Genomic DNA, 14,798 nt, shown 5'->3' with positions numbered 1-14,798 from the left:
GTGACGGGACGTTGGCGCGTGATTCACCGCCGGAAGTCGTATCGATGTTCGTCGATACCGAGTATGGGTGGATATATCGACAACTGTCAATCTCTGGGCATAATGGATGACATGACGACCGTTACCGACCTCGCGCCGACCGACCTCGACGGCGATCTCGTTTCGTGCTGCACTCCCAGCGGTGCGCCGCCGATGGGTGCCGACCGTGCCGCCGCGCTGGCCGGCCAGTTCAAGGCCCTGGCGGACCCGAACCGGCTGCGCCTGGTCTCCATGATTTCCGCGAGCGAAGGATCCGAGGCCTGCGTCTGCGATCTGACCGAGCCGCTGGGGTTGGGGCAGCCGACCGTCTCGCACCACTTGAAGGTCCTGGTCGACGCCGGGATCCTGCACCGGGAAAAGCGCGGCGTGTGGGCGTACTTTTCCTTGGTCCCCGGGGCGCTCGACAACCTGGCCGGCGTCCTGGTCCAGCCCGCCTGAGAGTATCTGGCTAGGGTGCCGCCGGCGGGGATCCTCTGTCGGTGGGAACCCGGCCGGCCCCGCGGTGCCAGACGGTCAGGTAGAGGCGGTGGGCGGTGATGACCAGCGCGAGCCACGCGACCCCGAGGGTCCACGCGACCAGGACATCCGTGAACCAGTGGTGGCCCAGGAAAACCCTGCTTAATCCCATGGCCACGGCAAACAGGGCGGCGGCGCCGACCGTGAGGATCTTGGACCGCCGCCTGGCCTGGCGCAGGATGAGCAGGTAGGCGACCACGCCGGCGATCACGACCGCGTTGAGGGAATGCCCGCTGGGAAAAGACGCCGAATATTCGAAGGGCGGCACTGCCTCCCGCAGCGCCGGGCGGGCCCGTCCAATGAACTGCTTGGCGGCAACCGTCATTAACAGCGACCCGGCAGCCGCGGTGGTGATGAGAATGGCCGGGGTCCAGGACCGCCGGCGAAAGGTCAGGATACCCATGACCAGCAACGCGAGGATCGGCATGCCGACGGGCCCGCCGATGTTCGTAAACGCGGTTACCGTTGTATCGAGCCAGGGGGACCGGACGGTTTGCGCCGCGTCCAGTACCGGCTGGTCGAATTCGGCGACGCCGTCTTCGTCGGTCACCGCCTCATAAATCTCCGCCGACGCCACGGTGAGCAACACCGCGACCAGCGCTCCGGCGGCCAGGGTGAGGATCAACGCGGCGTGTGGACCCAGGATGCTGCTGAGGCGGTGCATGCACCGCGCCAGGAATTTTCCCGGTGGCGTGCTCCACCTGGTCAGGTCCCGCCCGCCCAGGAATCGCTCTTCACTCGTCCCACCGCTCGGCCGGACCGGCGCGTCGTCGTCGTTCAATTCATCAGGCACCGCGCCCCCTCAACGTCAGCGCCGCACGGCCGCGCTACTGCGCCGCCTTCCGCCTCGCCGCGAGCAGCTTGTGCGTTCCGTCGCAGTACGGTTTGATGCCCGATCCGCCGCAGCGGCACAGGGCAACGGTCTCCCGCGTCCGGGGCACCGCCTTTCCGTCGCCATCCACGAGGTCAAAGTCACCGCGTACCAGCAGCGGCCCGTCGGGGCAGACGACGATCTCGGTCGGTTCCTGGCTCGTCATTAATTTCTCCTATCGTGACGTTAAGGTGGCTGAACCGCCGCCGCAGTGACGCCGGACGGCTGGCCGCGCTCCGCAGGCGGCAGCCGGAATACGGCATGCCGCCCGTACAGCGCCAGCCCACGGCGAGCCATGAGGTCACGGCCCGCTCCAGCACCCACAGCGGGGCCCACAGCGCGGCCCGCGCACCGAACACCCGGGCACCGCCCGCACGCCGCCGCCCCGCTTCGGCCAGGACGACGGCGGCGGCGGCCCACGCGCCATAGCCTGCGGGCCGGCGCGCCTGCTGCAGCAGGAGCGGGATCAGCAGCAGTTCCACGGCCAAGCGCGCGGGCTGGGTTTGGGAATCGTAAGCCTGCCGAATCCGCTGGCCCAGGAAATGTCGGAAGGTCGGCGGCAGCCGCCGGACGTAGATGCCGTCGGCCCGGACCTGGCGTCCGCCCGCGGCCTGGACCGTGCGGATCAGTTCCAGGTTCTCGAACAACACGTCGCCGCGGTAACCGCCGGTCTTCAGCAGCAGCGAGCGGCGGACGCCGAGCGTGCCGGGGTAGTCGGACGCGAACGCCCGGTTCAGCAGGGACCGCGCGGTGTCCCAGCGGGCATGCCACGGCAACGGGTCGAAGTAGTTCTGCGGGCGCACCAGTTCGGCATGCCCCAGCAATTCCGCCACGGCGGACAGGTTCTCCGGGGTGTAACGGACGTCGTCGTCGGCAATGATGACCCGGTCATGCCGCGCGTGCCGCAATCCTGTCAGCACCCCCTGCACCTTCCCATTGGGCGTGGGCGGTCCGTCCGGGCGGAGATGCTGCACGCGCCGCTGCCAGAGCCGGTGATGCTCGGCGAAAACAGTCTCCGCGGAGCCGTCCACCACCGTCACGTCCACCCACTCCGGCAGGGACAGCAGATAGCGGGTGAGTTCGGCGTCGCCGCCGTTGTCCTGCCACTTCAGCGGCAGGACGTACTCGATCCTCACACCGAGGCGCCGGCGGCAACCGGTGCCTGCCGGCCCGAATCCAGCGGTTGGCGGAGCGCCGAACGGCCGGAGGTCCAGGCGTCCAGCTGCCAGCCCCCTGCCAGTCCGTCCAGGTAGAGCGCGCTGCCGGCACCGAAGAACACATCGGCGGCCAAGGTCGGGTCCCCGGCGATCAGTCCGCCGGCCAGGTCCCGTCCGGCGATCTGTTCGTGGACAGCATCGGCCTCCACATGTTCCTCGAAGTACTCCGTCACCTCGCCGGCGAACCCCAGCCGGCGGAAACCGCGCGCGTATTTGCCGTTGGGGATCGAAGAGGTCATCTCGTAGATGGCCAGGTGGCCGCAGATCGCTCCGCGCAGCCGCCGCTGCAGCCCGAACAGCGACATGCTGTTGACCGACGCCAGCGTGATGGCCGGGACGGAGTCCACATAGGCGCCGAACGAGGGGTCCAGCCCCAGTCCGCGCATGGTGCGGGCGAAGAGCTCCGAGTGCATGCGGCCGGGCTTTCCTCCGCCGTATTCGTCGGCCTGGATCTCGACCATGGCCGACTTGGCCCGCCCGTCCAGCCGGGGGATGGCCCAGGTGTGCGGATCCGCTTCCTTCAGCTGGTACACCGAGCGAAGGACCAGAAATTCCTTGGCCTGTTCCAGCGAGGCCTCGCGGGCCATGAACGCGGAGAGGCTGGGCCCGTCGTCGTCAGCCGCCAGCTCGAAGAGCCGGTCCGCCACCGCCTGCTGCGAAAGCTGTTGCGGGGCCGGAACGGAGACGGACTCCCGCAGCCGGGCCTCCATCCGCTGCTCGATCAGGGCGCGGACCCGAAGGAGGGGCAGGTTCCACTCCCACCGGTCGTCCACGCCGTCCAACCCGCCGTAGTGAAGTTCGTACAAGGAAAACAGCGCAAGCTGCAGATCGTCGTCGAACAGGACGTCCTCGGTGACTGCCAGCCTGTTCTCGGCTGCGGCCTGCAGCTCCGGCAGCGCGTCGGGAATCTGGCTGCTTTGCAGGGCGGCCAACAACGTCTCGCTGACAAGGCCCCGGGGGTGGGGGAGCTTCACGGCGTCTCCTTACTGGGTCGGCGCACGTCGCGCCGGTTCGTGATCTCCAGTTGACCCCGACCCCCGGGACACGTCAAGAGTCGGTGCAGCGCAAGGCGCCTGACCGCGGGGGCCCCCGCGCGGCAGCGCCTTGGCTTCGCTTCCCAGCAGTGGCAAGGTGGAAGTTGTCCGAACATCTCCACTGGAAGGACGGAAAAGCATGCCCGAAATTGCAGGCAAAAAGGTCTTGGTAGCGGTGAGCAATCGCGGTGTTGAACAGGACGAGCTGAAAGTCCCGGTCGAAAAACTGCGCGCGGCCGGCGTCGACGTCACGATCGCGGCGCCCGAAGCCGGCGACGTGGAAACCATGGTCGGGGACTGGGACCGCGGCGAAAAGATTCCGGTGGACAAATCTCTCCCCGATGTTTCCGACGGCGACTATGACCTGCTGGTTCTGCCGGGCGGGACGCTGAACGCAGACCAGCTGCGACTGGACCCGGACGCCCAGGGCATAGTGCGGTCCTTCTCGGAATCCGGCCGGCCGATCGCCGCCATCTGCCACGGACCTTGGCTCCTGGTGGAAACCGGCCGCACCCGCGGCAAGACGCTCACCTCCTACATCTCGCTCAAGGCGGACATCATGAATTCCGGCGGCCAGTGGGACGACGAGCCCGTGGTGATCGACCGCCAACACGGCTGGACACTGGTCACTTCCCGTAACCCGGGGGATCTGGACCAGTTCGTCACCGGCATCATGGACGTCTTGGCCGAAACCACTTGAGCCCGAACGTGCAGCCCCCTTCGGCGCCGCCCGTTCTTGTCACGCGGACGACAACTGGCACAATCGCAGACATGGATGCACGCCTGCCGCTGGCTTGGCCGGAGGTCACGCCGGCGCAGGGCAGCGTGGTGCTGCGCCAATTCCGCAGCGAGGACGCCCATCTGGCCCTCGAGCTGGCCCAGGATCCGTACATCCCGCTGATTAGTTCCATTCCCTCGCCGTGCCGGGAGGACGATGCGGTGGAGTGGATCCTGCGCCAGAACGGGCGGTTCACCTCCGGCGCGGGTTACTCCTTCGCGGTGGCAGACGCCGAGTCGGACCGGGCGGTCGGCCAGATTGGGCTCTGGCTGACCTACCTGCCGGAAGGCCGGGCCACAGCCGGCTACCTGTTGTCCCCGGCACACCGGGGGCAGGGGCGGGCAGCGGATGCGCTCGCGGCGCTCGCAGCCTTCGCCTGGACCATCCCGGAATTGCACCGGCTGGAGCTTTACATCGAGCCCTGGAACAACGCCTCGATTCGGACCGCCGAGTCTGCAGGCTTCAGCCGCGAGGGCCTGCTGCGCAGCTACCAGACCATCGGCGGCGTGCGCCGGGACATGCTGCTCTATGCGGCGATCCGCCCGCGGACCTAACCCATTCCTGTTTAAACCGGGCGGCTATACCATGTTGCCGTGCCGGACGCACCGGGTGCGCATGCCAGAACCTGCACCTGCGAAAACTGAAGGGTATTAGGGGTCGGGGGCCCTTGGCCGCCGGCCTGCCGTTTCTGTCACAGGAGTGTGAGCCATGAGTGATTCGCTGAAGTGGCCGCCATTCGAGCGCCGCTCGCCCTTCGAGCTGGCGGAGCCCTTCCGCCGCTTCTTCGAAGGTGAACAGGAAAAATCCATGATCCGGGTGGAGGAGGAGATCAAGGACAACGTCCTGACCATCCGGGCCGAGCTGCCGGGCATCGACCCGGAAAACGATGCGGAGATTTCCGTCTCGGAGGGACAGTTGCATATCCGCGCCGAGCGGCACGAGCGGAAGGAGGAGAAGGAGAAGGGCACCTACCGCTCGGAGTTCCGCTACGGATCCTTCTCCCGCAGCGTGCCGCTGCCACAGGGCGTCAAGGACGAGGACATCACCGCCACCTACAGGGACGGAGTGCTCGAGATCAAGGCCCCGGTTCCGCAGTCGGGGACGGAAACGCCGCGGCAGAAAATACAGGTCACCCGCGGGTAGGCGCCCGTTGCTCAAGCCGCCCCGGACAACAACGACGACGGTGCCCGCTGTGGTGGGCACCGTCGTCGTAGTTTCGAGGCAGGGAAAATCAGAGGTGGATCTTGACGTCCGCCTTCTCGCGGAGGTCCGTGACCAGGGCCTGCGTGGCTTCTGATTCCTTCTGCGCCTGGATCTGCTGCTCCAGGTTCGGCCGCATCTCCTCCATGGAGGGAACCTCGGCCTTCTGGCCGGTCTGCTCGCCCATCTGCTCTTGCTGCTTCTTGGCCTGCTCGTAAGCGGCCTTCAGCTCGTTCTCGGTGGGCTTGGCGTCGCCGGTCTCCTCGGCAATCAGCTTGTCCACCCGGACCTGGGTCTCCATTTCGGCGTTGACCTCGTCCTCGGTCATGCCCTGTTCCTTGATGGCGGCCATGAGCTCATCCACGGTCTTGAACTGGTTGGCCTTGGCCATCTCCTCCAGTGAGGCCTGCACGTCCTTCCCGGACGCCTTGATCCCGCGGTTGTCCGCTTCCTGGATCAGCAGCTGCGTGCCCACCATGGCCTCGGCCGTCTGCTTCTTCAGCGCGTCCTGGTCCACTTCCTGCCCCGTCATCTGGGACTGCATGGCCATCTGCTGGAACTGCCCTTCGTACGCTGCGGTGAACTTGTCCTTGGGGATCTCCGTCCCATTGACCTCGGCCACCACATCGGGGATGCCTTCAAGATCCGGCTCCGGCGGCTGGGCCTGCCCTTCGGCGCCCGCGCTGGATTCCGCCGAAGCCGCCGGACTCGAACCGCTCTCCGCAGGCGCCCCGCAGGCGGTGAGGACGGCGATGGAGCCGGCAACGGCCAGGCTCAATAACCACTTCTTAGTCACACTGTTCTCCCATCTCGGTGCACAAGTCAGCGACACTACTGGTCAACCATGTGTGTTGCCGTGGCGAAAGCTGGGAGAAACCTAGGCAAAACCGGAGGGAGGGCGCCCGCGACGGCGTGGACGGCGCGCGTACGCTATGTCCATGAAACGCTTCGACCGCTGGTTTCCCGCGGCAGCTTTGGCCGCTCTGGCCGTGGCTGCCCTGGTCTTTAAGGGGCAGGACGGCGATTGGCTGCCCGGCAGCATCTACGCCGCGTTGCTGCTGGCCGGCGCGTGGGCGGTAAGTCCTTTCTTTGGCAGCCGGCGGGCCACCCCGTGGACAGAGCTGAGGGACCAGGGCGACGATCCAGGCCGGGTGGTCATCTTCTGGCGGCCCGGCTGCGTCTACTGCCTGCGGCTTAAGGCGAGCCTGGGCCGCAACGGCCGGGCCGCCCACTGGGTGAACATCTGGCAGGATCCGGAAGGCGCCGCCTACGTCCGGCAGCACAACCACGGGAACGAAACCGTCCCCACGGTGCTGCTGGGCGGCGAGGTCCTGACGAACCCGGAACCAAGCGTGGTCAGCCGGGCCTTGGCCGGCAGGTGAGCGGCGACTCTATCGCCGGTCGGGGCGGCTGAGTACCATGTTGCCTGCAGCCACACGCGCCGAGCGCGGCCGGGCATCTAACGGACTGAGGCTGCTTGAAGTGCGCTGGCGTCCAGACGGGCCTCGTTCCTGCTGCATGAAGCGAGGGCCGGGCGCTGTAGGTGCACTGTGACGGGGAAGCACACCAAGGGGGAGGTGGCACGATGCGGGTTTCGATTGCCTCTGCCAGTCCCCACGGTGCGACGTTGGAGACCGCTCAGCGGATCACTCACGCGCCGACGCAAGAGAACCCGGTAGCTGGGCACCGATGCGGCTGCCCGGATCCTGCCAACCCAGCCGTAGGCGCTTAGCCCGGGCACGGTTCCGGCACGCGCCGCGAAAGGACCGTCATGACCGCCCAACCTGCCCCGCCTCCTGCGCCCGGTCCGGCGCCTCCAGCGGCCCGCATGAAGCCCGGGCACTGGGTGCTGCTGGTCCTCGGCGTGCTGCTGACCGTCGCCGGGCTGGCCTTGACCATCAGCGCCGCCGTCATTCTTGGTGCCAGTGCCGTGCAAGGCGACGGCCGCTACCTCACCGGGCCGACGGAGCAGTACCAGAGCACGGGGTATGCCCTCGTAGGCCCTTCCGTGGACGTCGACCCCGGGGCTGCCGGAATGCCCAATATTCCGGCGCTCGGAGACCTGGCCAGTTTTCAGGTGCGCGTCACCCCCGTGGTTCCGGACCAAGAGGTGTTCGTGGGCATCGCCGAGGCCTCGGACGCCGCGGCCTACCTGGAAGGCGTTTCCTACACCTCGCTCGGTGACGCCTTACGGTCCGACCCCGGGGACCGGCCGGGGCGCTCGTCGTGGTTCGATGACGACGAGGTGACCTCGGAAGGGGACCGCGTTCCGGCCCCGCCCGGGGAGCAGGACTTCTGGACCGAATCGACCTCCGGCAGCGGCCCGCAGCAACTTGCCTGGGAGTTGCAACCCGGCCGGTGGTCACTGGTCGTGATGAACGCGGACGCTTCCCGCCCGGTGTGGGTGGATGCGCAGGCAGGGGCACGATCCGATGTGCTGGGACCGGCTGGGAACGGCCTTTTGATCGCCGGGCTGATCGGCCTGGTCATCGGTATTCCCCTCCTGTTGCTCGGTTCCGCAGGCCTGGGCCGCGACATCGATCAGGATCGTTCCCGTCCAGGCCAGGGGCAGGGTCCGGGGACCGACGGCCTGGAGCGGTACCGGCGCCCAGGCCAAGGCCCGGGAGCCGCGCCGGCCGGGAATGCGGGGTGGGGAAGGACGACGCAGGTATACCCGGTGCTCGTGACCGGCTTCCTGGACGGCCGGCTGTCCCGGTGGCTGTGGCTCGTCAAGTGGTTGTTGGCGATTCCGCACTACATCGTCCTGGCCGTGCTGTGGTTCGCCGTGCTGGTAACCACGATCGCGGCCGGGATCGTGATCCTGTTCACCGGGCGCTATCCGAGGTCCTGGTTCCGCTACAACGTCGGTGTACTGCGCTGGTCCTGGCGCGTGGGTTTCTACGGGTACTCCGCGCTGGGCACCGACCGGTATCCGCCGTTCACACTGGCCGCCGCCGACTACCCGGCCGACCTGGACGTGGCCTACCCGCAGCGCCTCTCGCACTGGCTCGTGCTGGTGAAATGGTGGCTGCTGGCCATCCCGCACCTGCTCATTGTCGGCATCTTCACCAGCGGCACCGGTGCAGCCTGGGACCGCGGTTGGGGCAGAGGCTGGGGCGAGGACGCCTATGCGTCCCCCGCCACATGGGGCCCCTCGCTGCTGGGCCTGCTCGTGCTGATCACCGCGGTGATCCTGCTGTTCAGCGGCCGATACCGGCAGGAGCTGTTCGCCCTGATCGTCGGCATCAACCGCTGGGCCTACCGGGTGGCGGCCTACGTTTTGCTGATGCGCGACGAGTACCCGCCCTTCCGCCTGGACCAAGGGCCGGTCGACCCGCCCGCCCCGGCCGCAACGCATGGGCCCGGCAACCCGGAGGCCGCGCCCCCGGGGCAAGGGCCCGTCAACCCGCCGGCGCGGCCGGCCCGGCCGGAAGAACCCGGGACACCGGGAACACCGCCGCCGGGCAACGGGGGACCCGAGCCATGGACCCGTCCGCCCGGGACGACCTAAGCCAAGGGTCTGCGCCCAGCCCTCACCCGCACATCGAGTGTCCGCTCGGCGGAACAAGCTAGGGCAGAGGTGTCCGCGCCAGCGCTATCGCCAGGCCATAGGCCGCCGCCATCACCATGAGCTCGGCGGCGGCCAGCCGGAGGAACGGCCGCAGGGGTGCGGGTTCGGCCGGCAGCCGGGCATCCGCCGCGGTCTGGAGGCCGGCGCGAGTGCGCCCGTGCACCGCCAGCCCGCGCAGCGTCGTGCGGCGGTGCAGCCAGCCACACACGATCAACAGCGCAAACGCCGCTGCTTTGCCCAACACCAGGAGCCCGTAGCCGGACACCAGCGCGGCCGGGGCCTGCACCTGGAGCAGGGCATTGACCAGGCCGCTGGCAGCCACCGCTGTGGCGCAGGCCAGCGCCAGCGTGCTGTAGCGCCGCATGGTCCGCAGGACGTCGTCGGGTGCCTGAAGCGCCAGATACGCCACGCCCGCCAACCCGCCCGCCCAGAGGCCCGCGGCCGATACATGGATGCCCAGGCTGGCAACCGCCAGGAAGTGTTCGTCGTGGCTGGAGGCATGGCCCGTCAGCGGCGGCATGGCGAGGGCCGCCACCAAGAGGATCAGCGCCAGTCCCGCGCCCGTGGCCGTGCGCGAGAACCATGCGGTCACCGCCGCCACGACCGTCAGTACAGCCTGAAAGAGCAGGACCCTGCCGGGCCTGACCTCCAGCACCACCCGCATCAGCTCCGCGGGGTCCAGCTGGGTGACGGGAACGCCGAGCAGTTCGCTCCCGGTAAAACAGAGGCGGAACAACACGGCCGGCACGGCGGCGGCTCCCAGGGCGGCCGCCACCACGACCAGCCCACGGCCCGCACCCGACAGCTCCTGACTCCCCGCGGGCAGGGCAAGCAGCGCGACGCAGGCGAAGCCGGCGCCCAGGACCAGGCCGACGGTGGCCAGCAGCGTGGCAGCCGGCAGCCCCCAAGCGGTCACCGCTCCGGCCGAGGGCAGGCCCGGCAAGGGCGGCTCCGCCGCGCCTCCCGCGGCAAGCCCGACGGCCAACAGCCCGGCCCCCAGCAGCAGGCAGGAGGCCGCAACGGCCCAGACGGGCAGCCGGCGCAGCGGCGGTTCCGGAGGTCCGGATGCCGGCTGGGTGCCCGGTTCCGATGGTCCGGATGCCGGCTGCGTGCCCGGTTCCGCGTCGGGATGGGTCATTCGTGCAGGATAGGCCGCCCACCTCCCGGCGTCGAGAGGCTGCACGTCGGCGGCCGCCCTTCAGCCGTTGCCACCTCCGGCCGGTTGTCGCCCGACGAACGGCCCCTAAGCCCCTGACGCGGGGCCCGTCGCCGGCGAACGGCCGCAGGCCCGCTGACGCGGCGGCCGCCGCCGGGTAGGCTGTCCTGCGATGAATACCAACGAGATACTGCTGCAGCGCACCGGCCGCCTGGGCCATATTGTCCTGAACCGACCCAAGGCCATCAACGCCCTCAACGACTCGATGATCACGGCGATCACGGCGGCCCTCCGCGAGTGGGCCGAGGACGACGCCGTCGAGACCGTCCTGATCTCCGGCGCCGGGGAACGGGGCCTGTGCGCCGGCGGCGACATCGTGGCCATCTACCGGCACATGAAGGACGGCGGCGACCAGGTCTTCTGGGAAGACGAGTACCGGATGAACTCGCTGATCTCCCGCTATTCCAAGCCGATCGTGGCGTTCATGGACGGCGTGGTGCTCGGCGGCGGCGTCGGAGTGTCGGCACACGCCTCCTACCGGGTAGTAACCGAACGGACCAAGATCGGCATGCCGGAGACCCGGATCGGGTTCATCCCCGACGTCGGGGGCTGCTTCCTGTACTCGAGGGCACCGGGGGAGCTGGGCACCCACCTCGCGCTGACCGCAGGCACCGGGACCGGAGCCGACGCCATCGCGATGGGCCTGGCCGACTATTTCGTGGACAGCGCGGAGCTTCCGGCCCTGGCGGCCGCGCTCGCCGAAGCCCCGGCCATCGAAGCCATGGCGGCCTTCTCCCACACGGACATCCCGGCGTCGGACCTGGAAAAGGAACGCCACTGGATCGATGAGTGCTACGCGCACGACGACGCGGAGCAGATCCTCGCCGCCCTGCGGAACTCCCCGGTCTCGGCCGCGCAGGCCGCCGCCGAGGAGATTGCCATGAAGTCGCCCACGGCCGTGAAGCTTACGCTCGAGGCCCTCCGCCGGGCGGGCAAGATGGAGACGCTGGAGGAGGTGCTCGACCAGGACTACCGCCTGGGCATCCGGCTGGTCGCCGCTCCGGACTTCGCCGAGGGCGTGCGCGCCCAGGTGATCGACAAGGACCGCAATCCGCGCTGGAACCCGGCCACGCTTGCGGAGGTGGACCGTGCCTCCGTCGAGGCCTACTTCGCGGACCTCGGCGAGGACGAACTGGGACTGGCCGCCTCCGTGGAAGCACAACCCGCCGCGGGAAGCTAGACGAACGGCGCGGGCTCCGGAAACCGGAAACCCGCGCCGTTCCTGCCGTTGCCTATTTCTTGTCGTCTCCGGTCATCCGCTGGCTCAGGTAGACCGGGATCATCGACACGATGATCAGCACGGCCGCGATCACGTTCACCACGGGTGCCTGGTTGGGCCGGGCCATGTTGTTGAAGATCCAGATGGGCAGGGTCTCCGTGCCGGGCGGTGCCGTGAACGTGGTCACCACAATCTCGTCGAAGCTCAGCGCGAAGGCCAGGAGGCCGCCGGCCACGAACGCCGAGCGGAAACCCGGGAACGTGACCTGGAAGAAGGTCTTGACCACGTTGGCGCCCATGTCCATGGCGGCCTCTTCCAGGCCCTTGTTCATCCGGCCCAGCCTGGCCTGCACATTGTTGAACACCATGACGATGCAGAACGTTGCGTGACCCACGATCACGGAGAACAGCCCGAGGCCGATGCCGAGCGGCTCCAAGACTGTCTTAAATGTGTTGTTCAGTGCCACGCCGGTGACGATGCCGGGCAGGGCGATGGGCAGCACCACCAGCAGGTTGACGGTGTTCTTGCCGAAGAAGTCGTAGCGGGAAAGCGCGAACGCGATCATCGTGCCCAGCAGCAGCGCAATCACCGTGGCCACCGCGGCCACGCGAAGCGAGGTCCAGAGGGCCTCGCGGACGCCTTCGTTGTGGAAGGCGGCCTCCCACCAGCGGGTGGTGAATTCGGTGATGGGGAAGGCGCCGGAGGTGGTGGCGTTGAACGAGTTGAGGATCACCAGCAGCAACGGCAGGTAGATCGCGGCCATCACCAGCCCGGCGAAAAGCCGCAGCGTGAACTTGGCGGAGGAGGAAAGTCTCATCGGTCTGTTCCTAAAGCTGCTTGAGGGCGCCGGACTTGCGGGCCAGGAAGAGATACAGGACAACCACCACGATGGGCACGGTGCCGAATGCGGCGGCCAGCGGCGGATTGAGGTTGATGTTGGAGGCGATCACCGTGCCGATCACCTGGGTCTTGCCGCCCACGAACTGCGCGGCGATGTAGTCGCCCAGGCTCAGCGAGAAGGTGAAGATCGAACCGGCAATGAACGCCGGCTTCAACAGCGGGACGGCCACGGTGCGCACGGTGGACCACGCCTTCGCGCCCAGGTCCGAGGACGCATCGAACAGGTTGTCCGGGATTTGGCGGAAGGCCGAGTACACCGGCACGGCCATGTACGGGAACCACAGGTAGGCGAGGGTGATGATCAGTGCCGCGGTGCCGTAGCCCGGCCCGGTCATGCCCAGCGGCGCCAGCAGCCAGTCCAGCGGCCCGCCGCTCATGAACGTGATGCGCCAGGAGAACACCTTCACCAGGTAGCCGGCCCACAGCGGCAGCGTGATGCCGATGGCCAGCACGGCCCGCATCCGCGGCGAGGCGACCTTGGCCATGTAGAGCCCCAGCGGCAGCGCCAGCACGGCGCACAGCACGGTCACGGACAGCGCGATGCCGATGGTCCGCAACGCGGTCAGCTGGTAAGCCGGCACGGTGAGGATCTCCACGAAGTTCTCCACGGTGAACGCCGGGATCACTTTGGACGTGAAGGTGTCGGTGGTCCAGAACGCGGTGATGAACAACAGGATCAGCGATCCGATGTACAGCACGCCCAGCCACGCGAGCGGCAGGGTCAGGAGTGCGGCCAAGCGCAGTTTCGGGCGGCCGTACAGCAGTCGGGAGATCCGGTCGCCCAGTCCGCCGCGCTGGCTGCCCGGCGCCGGGGCGGTGCCGGCCGCGGCCTCCGGTTCAATCGTTGGTGCTGCCATGGTGGTTTCCGGCGGGCTTGCCCGCCGTTCCTCCTTCAGATGCGGTGCTGATCAAGATGCGGTGCGCACGGCCGGCGGGGCACCGGCGTCGTGCTGGGGGAGTGCCTCCACGGCAGGGGTACGACGACGGTGCTCACCGCGCGCCGCACCCCTGCCGTGGAAGGGGTGCTGGAGGGAGGGGTTAGCCCTTGACCTCGGTCCAGGCCTTGGTCCACTCCTGGTAGTTGGTGCAGGTGGCATCGGTGCGGCCGTCAATGCACTGCTCCACCGGGGTGGTCCACATCCACACCTGCTTGTAGTAGTCCTCGTCCGTGGCGTGATAGGTGGCGCAGTGCTCCTCGTTCTCCTTGGAGCCTTCGCACGCCAGCGCGTTGGCCGGGGCCATGCCGAAGTTCTGGGCCATCTTGGCGTTCACCTCGGCGGAGGAGGCCCAGTCCATCCACTGGTAGGCGCAGTTGGGGTTCTTGGACTGCGCGGAGAGCATCCACGTGTCGGACCAGCCGGTGGCGCCTTCCTTCGGCAGCACGGACTCGACCTTTCCGCCGTCGGCCTGGGCGATGTTCACGATGACCTGCCAGCCGGTGCCCAGGGACGCGGTCCCGGAGGAGATGGAGGAGACGGCCTTCAGCGCATCGTTCCAGTACTCGCCGGCGATGTCGTTCTGGGCCTTGAGCAGTTCCACCGCTGCGGCAAGCTGCTCCTTATCCAGCGCGTAGGGGTTGGTGATCCCCAGCTCCGGCTGCGTGGCCATCAGGTAGAGGGCCGCGTCGGCAATGAAGATCGGCGAATCGTAGGCCATGATCTCGCCGGCGTATTCGCTGTTCGGGTCCCAGGTGGCTTCCCACGAGTCCGGTGCTTCGGACACCGCCTCGGTGTTGTACATCAGGACGTTGGCGCCGCGGCCGATGGGAACGCCGTAGGTCTTGCCGTTGAGCGTGTCGTAGATCTGGCCCTTCAGGCCGTCCACGATGTGGCCGAAGTTCGGGATCAGGTCGGTGTTGATCGGGGCCACGTCGCCGCCGGCAATCAGGCGCAGCGAGGCGTCGCCGGAGGCCGAGACCAGGTCGTACTCGCCGGTGCGCATCAGCTGGACCATCTCGTCGCTGGTGGCGCCGACCTTGCGGTTGACCTTGCACTGGGTCTCTTTTTCAAACTCGGTGACCCAGTCGGCGTCGGGATTGGTGGAGCCGTCCTCGACGAAGCCGGCCCAGGCAATGATGTTGACCTCGCCCTCGGACTCGCCCACCTCGGTGGCCGCCGGTAAGTCCGGAACCTGGATGCCGCCGGCGGACGAAGCGGGAGCGGAGCCGCCGCAGCCGGCCAGGACCAGCGAGAGCGAGGCGAGTGCCGCCAGCGGCAGTGCCTTGGTGATCTTCATGG

Annotated in this window: 16 protein-coding genes; 7 read left to right on the top strand and 9 right to left on the bottom strand. The window is 68.2% G+C overall.

Going from position 1 to position 14,798, the window contains the following annotated elements; genetic code table 11:
* Positions 1 to 111 precede the first annotated feature (111 nt).
* Positions 112 to 477: an ArsR/SmtB family transcription factor gene (locus tag AC5RVD_RS08245; RefSeq protein ID WP_494126648.1), complete on the top strand. Its 366-nt coding sequence runs from the start codon at positions 112 to 114 to the stop codon at positions 475 to 477.
* 10 nt (positions 478 to 487) lie between these two features.
* Here AC5RVD_RS08245 and AC5RVD_RS08240 read toward each other — a convergent pair whose 3' ends face one another.
* The 4 genes from AC5RVD_RS08240 to AC5RVD_RS08225 are packed head-to-tail and all read right to left on the bottom strand — an operon-like array spanning position 488 to position 3,617.
* Complete coding sequence (locus AC5RVD_RS08240; RefSeq protein WP_494126647.1) at positions 488 to 1,348, bottom strand: phosphatase PAP2 family protein; 861 nt, start codon at positions 1,346 to 1,348, stop codon at positions 488 to 490.
* Between the two features lie 34 nt (positions 1,349 to 1,382).
* Positions 1,383 to 1,592 (bottom strand): CDGSH iron-sulfur domain-containing protein, encoded by a 210-nt coding sequence (locus AC5RVD_RS08235; RefSeq protein WP_494122439.1) that lies wholly within the window; start codon positions 1,590 to 1,592, stop codon positions 1,383 to 1,385.
* Complete coding sequence (locus AC5RVD_RS08230; protein ID WP_494126646.1) at positions 1,528 to 2,562, bottom strand: glycosyltransferase family 2 protein; 1,035 nt, start codon at positions 2,560 to 2,562, stop codon at positions 1,528 to 1,530. The genes AC5RVD_RS08235 and AC5RVD_RS08230 overlap by 65 nt, the downstream gene beginning before the upstream one ends.
* Positions 2,559 to 3,617, bottom strand: a complete 1,059-nt coding sequence (locus AC5RVD_RS08225; protein ID WP_494126645.1) for an iron-containing redox enzyme family protein — start codon at positions 3,615 to 3,617, stop codon at positions 2,559 to 2,561. The genes AC5RVD_RS08230 and AC5RVD_RS08225 overlap by 4 nt, the downstream gene beginning before the upstream one ends.
* A gap of 199 nt (positions 3,618 to 3,816) precedes the next feature.
* On the opposite strand from AC5RVD_RS08225, the gene AC5RVD_RS08220 reads away from it, so the two are divergent.
* From AC5RVD_RS08220 to AC5RVD_RS08210, 3 genes are all read left to right on the top strand, one after another.
* Positions 3,817 to 4,377 carry a type 1 glutamine amidotransferase domain-containing protein gene (locus AC5RVD_RS08220; RefSeq protein WP_494122442.1) on the top strand — a complete coding sequence of 187 codons (561 nt, stop codon included), beginning with the start codon at positions 3,817 to 3,819 and terminating at the stop codon, positions 4,375 to 4,377.
* Positions 4,378 to 4,448: 71 nt separating this feature from the next.
* Positions 4,449 to 5,009, top strand: a complete 561-nt coding sequence (locus AC5RVD_RS08215) for a GNAT family N-acetyltransferase (RefSeq protein ID WP_494126644.1) — start codon at positions 4,449 to 4,451, stop codon at positions 5,007 to 5,009.
* Positions 5,010 to 5,163: 154 nt separating this feature from the next.
* The gene (locus AC5RVD_RS08210) at positions 5,164 to 5,598 is read left to right on the top strand and encodes an Hsp20/alpha crystallin family protein (RefSeq protein ID WP_494126643.1); all 435 of its coding nucleotides are present in this window, start codon (positions 5,164 to 5,166) and stop codon (positions 5,596 to 5,598) included.
* An 88-nt stretch (positions 5,599 to 5,686) separates the two neighbouring features.
* Here the strand turns inward: AC5RVD_RS08210 and AC5RVD_RS08205 are convergent, their stop codons facing one another.
* Positions 5,687 to 6,451: a SurA N-terminal domain-containing protein gene (locus tag AC5RVD_RS08205; RefSeq protein WP_494126642.1), complete on the bottom strand. Its 765-nt coding sequence runs from the start codon at positions 6,449 to 6,451 to the stop codon at positions 5,687 to 5,689.
* A gap of 142 nt (positions 6,452 to 6,593) precedes the next feature.
* Between AC5RVD_RS08205 and AC5RVD_RS08200 the strand changes: the two genes are divergently transcribed.
* Together AC5RVD_RS08200 and AC5RVD_RS08195 are read left to right on the top strand one after the other, a co-directional pair.
* Entirely contained in the window at positions 6,594 to 7,037 is a 444-nt protein-coding gene (locus AC5RVD_RS08200) for a glutaredoxin family protein (RefSeq protein WP_494126641.1), read from the top strand.
* 389 nt (positions 7,038 to 7,426) lie between these two features.
* Entirely contained in the window at positions 7,427 to 9,166 is a 1,740-nt protein-coding gene (locus AC5RVD_RS08195) for a DUF4389 domain-containing protein (RefSeq protein ID WP_494126640.1), read from the top strand.
* Positions 9,167 to 9,224: 58 nt separating this feature from the next.
* Here AC5RVD_RS08195 and AC5RVD_RS08190 read toward each other — a convergent pair whose 3' ends face one another.
* Complete coding sequence (locus tag AC5RVD_RS08190; protein WP_494111630.1) at positions 9,225 to 10,364, bottom strand: copper resistance D family protein; 1,140 nt, start codon at positions 10,362 to 10,364, stop codon at positions 9,225 to 9,227.
* Between the two features lie 190 nt (positions 10,365 to 10,554).
* Here AC5RVD_RS08190 and AC5RVD_RS08185 point away from each other — a divergent pair, with 190 nt between their 5' ends.
* Complete coding sequence (locus AC5RVD_RS08185) at positions 10,555 to 11,622, top strand: enoyl-CoA hydratase/isomerase family protein (protein ID WP_494126639.1); 1,068 nt, start codon at positions 10,555 to 10,557, stop codon at positions 11,620 to 11,622.
* Positions 11,623 to 11,674: 52 nt separating this feature from the next.
* Here the strand turns inward: AC5RVD_RS08185 and AC5RVD_RS08180 are convergent, their stop codons facing one another.
* The 3 genes from AC5RVD_RS08180 to AC5RVD_RS08170 all read right to left on the bottom strand — a co-directional run bounded on the left by AC5RVD_RS08180 (position 11,675) and on the right by AC5RVD_RS08170 (position 14,796).
* Positions 11,675 to 12,478, bottom strand: a complete 804-nt coding sequence (locus tag AC5RVD_RS08180; RefSeq protein ID WP_494111632.1) for an ABC transporter permease — start codon at positions 12,476 to 12,478, stop codon at positions 11,675 to 11,677.
* 10 nt (positions 12,479 to 12,488) lie between these two features.
* A complete protein-coding gene (locus AC5RVD_RS08175) occupies positions 12,489 to 13,418 on the bottom strand; it encodes an ABC transporter permease (protein ID WP_494111633.1) in 930 nt (309 codons plus the stop codon).
* 181 nt (positions 13,419 to 13,599) lie between these two features.
* Positions 13,600 to 14,796, bottom strand: a complete 1,197-nt coding sequence (locus tag AC5RVD_RS08170) for an ABC transporter substrate-binding protein (protein ID WP_494126638.1) — start codon at positions 14,794 to 14,796, stop codon at positions 13,600 to 13,602.
* Between the last annotated feature and the right edge of the window lie 2 nt (positions 14,797 to 14,798).

It is taken from the genome of Arthrobacter sp. THG-b23, from assembly GCF_059091265.1.
This window is presented reverse-complemented; position numbering and strand designations above follow the sequence as displayed.

Coding starts and splice junctions, on each gene's coding strand:
- AC5RVD_RS08245 (WP_494126648.1), top strand. CDS start 112: ATGACGACCGTTACCGACCTCGCGCCGACCGACCTCGACGGCGATCTC.
- AC5RVD_RS08235 (WP_494122439.1), bottom strand. CDS start 1,592: ATGACGAGCCAGGAACCGACCGAGATCGTCGTCTGCCCCGACGGGCCG.
- AC5RVD_RS08220 (WP_494122442.1), top strand. CDS start 3,817: ATGCCCGAAATTGCAGGCAAAAAGGTCTTGGTAGCGGTGAGCAATCGC.
- AC5RVD_RS08215 (WP_494126644.1), top strand. CDS start 4,449: ATGGATGCACGCCTGCCGCTGGCTTGGCCGGAGGTCACGCCGGCGCAG.
- AC5RVD_RS08210 (WP_494126643.1), top strand. CDS start 5,164: ATGAGTGATTCGCTGAAGTGGCCGCCATTCGAGCGCCGCTCGCCCTTC.
- AC5RVD_RS08200 (WP_494126641.1), top strand. CDS start 6,594: ATGAAACGCTTCGACCGCTGGTTTCCCGCGGCAGCTTTGGCCGCTCTG.
- AC5RVD_RS08195 (WP_494126640.1), top strand. CDS start 7,427: ATGACCGCCCAACCTGCCCCGCCTCCTGCGCCCGGTCCGGCGCCTCCA.
- AC5RVD_RS08190 (WP_494111630.1), bottom strand. CDS start 10,364: ATGACCCATCCCGACGCGGAACCGGGCACGCAGCCGGCATCCGGACCA.
- AC5RVD_RS08185 (WP_494126639.1), top strand. CDS start 10,555: ATGAATACCAACGAGATACTGCTGCAGCGCACCGGCCGCCTGGGCCAT.
- AC5RVD_RS08180 (WP_494111632.1), bottom strand. CDS start 12,478: ATGAGACTTTCCTCCTCCGCCAAGTTCACGCTGCGGCTTTTCGCCGGG.
- AC5RVD_RS08175 (WP_494111633.1), bottom strand. CDS start 13,418: ATGGCAGCACCAACGATTGAACCGGAGGCCGCGGCCGGCACCGCCCCG.
- AC5RVD_RS08170 (WP_494126638.1), bottom strand. CDS start 14,796: ATGAAGATCACCAAGGCACTGCCGCTGGCGGCACTCGCCTCGCTCTCG.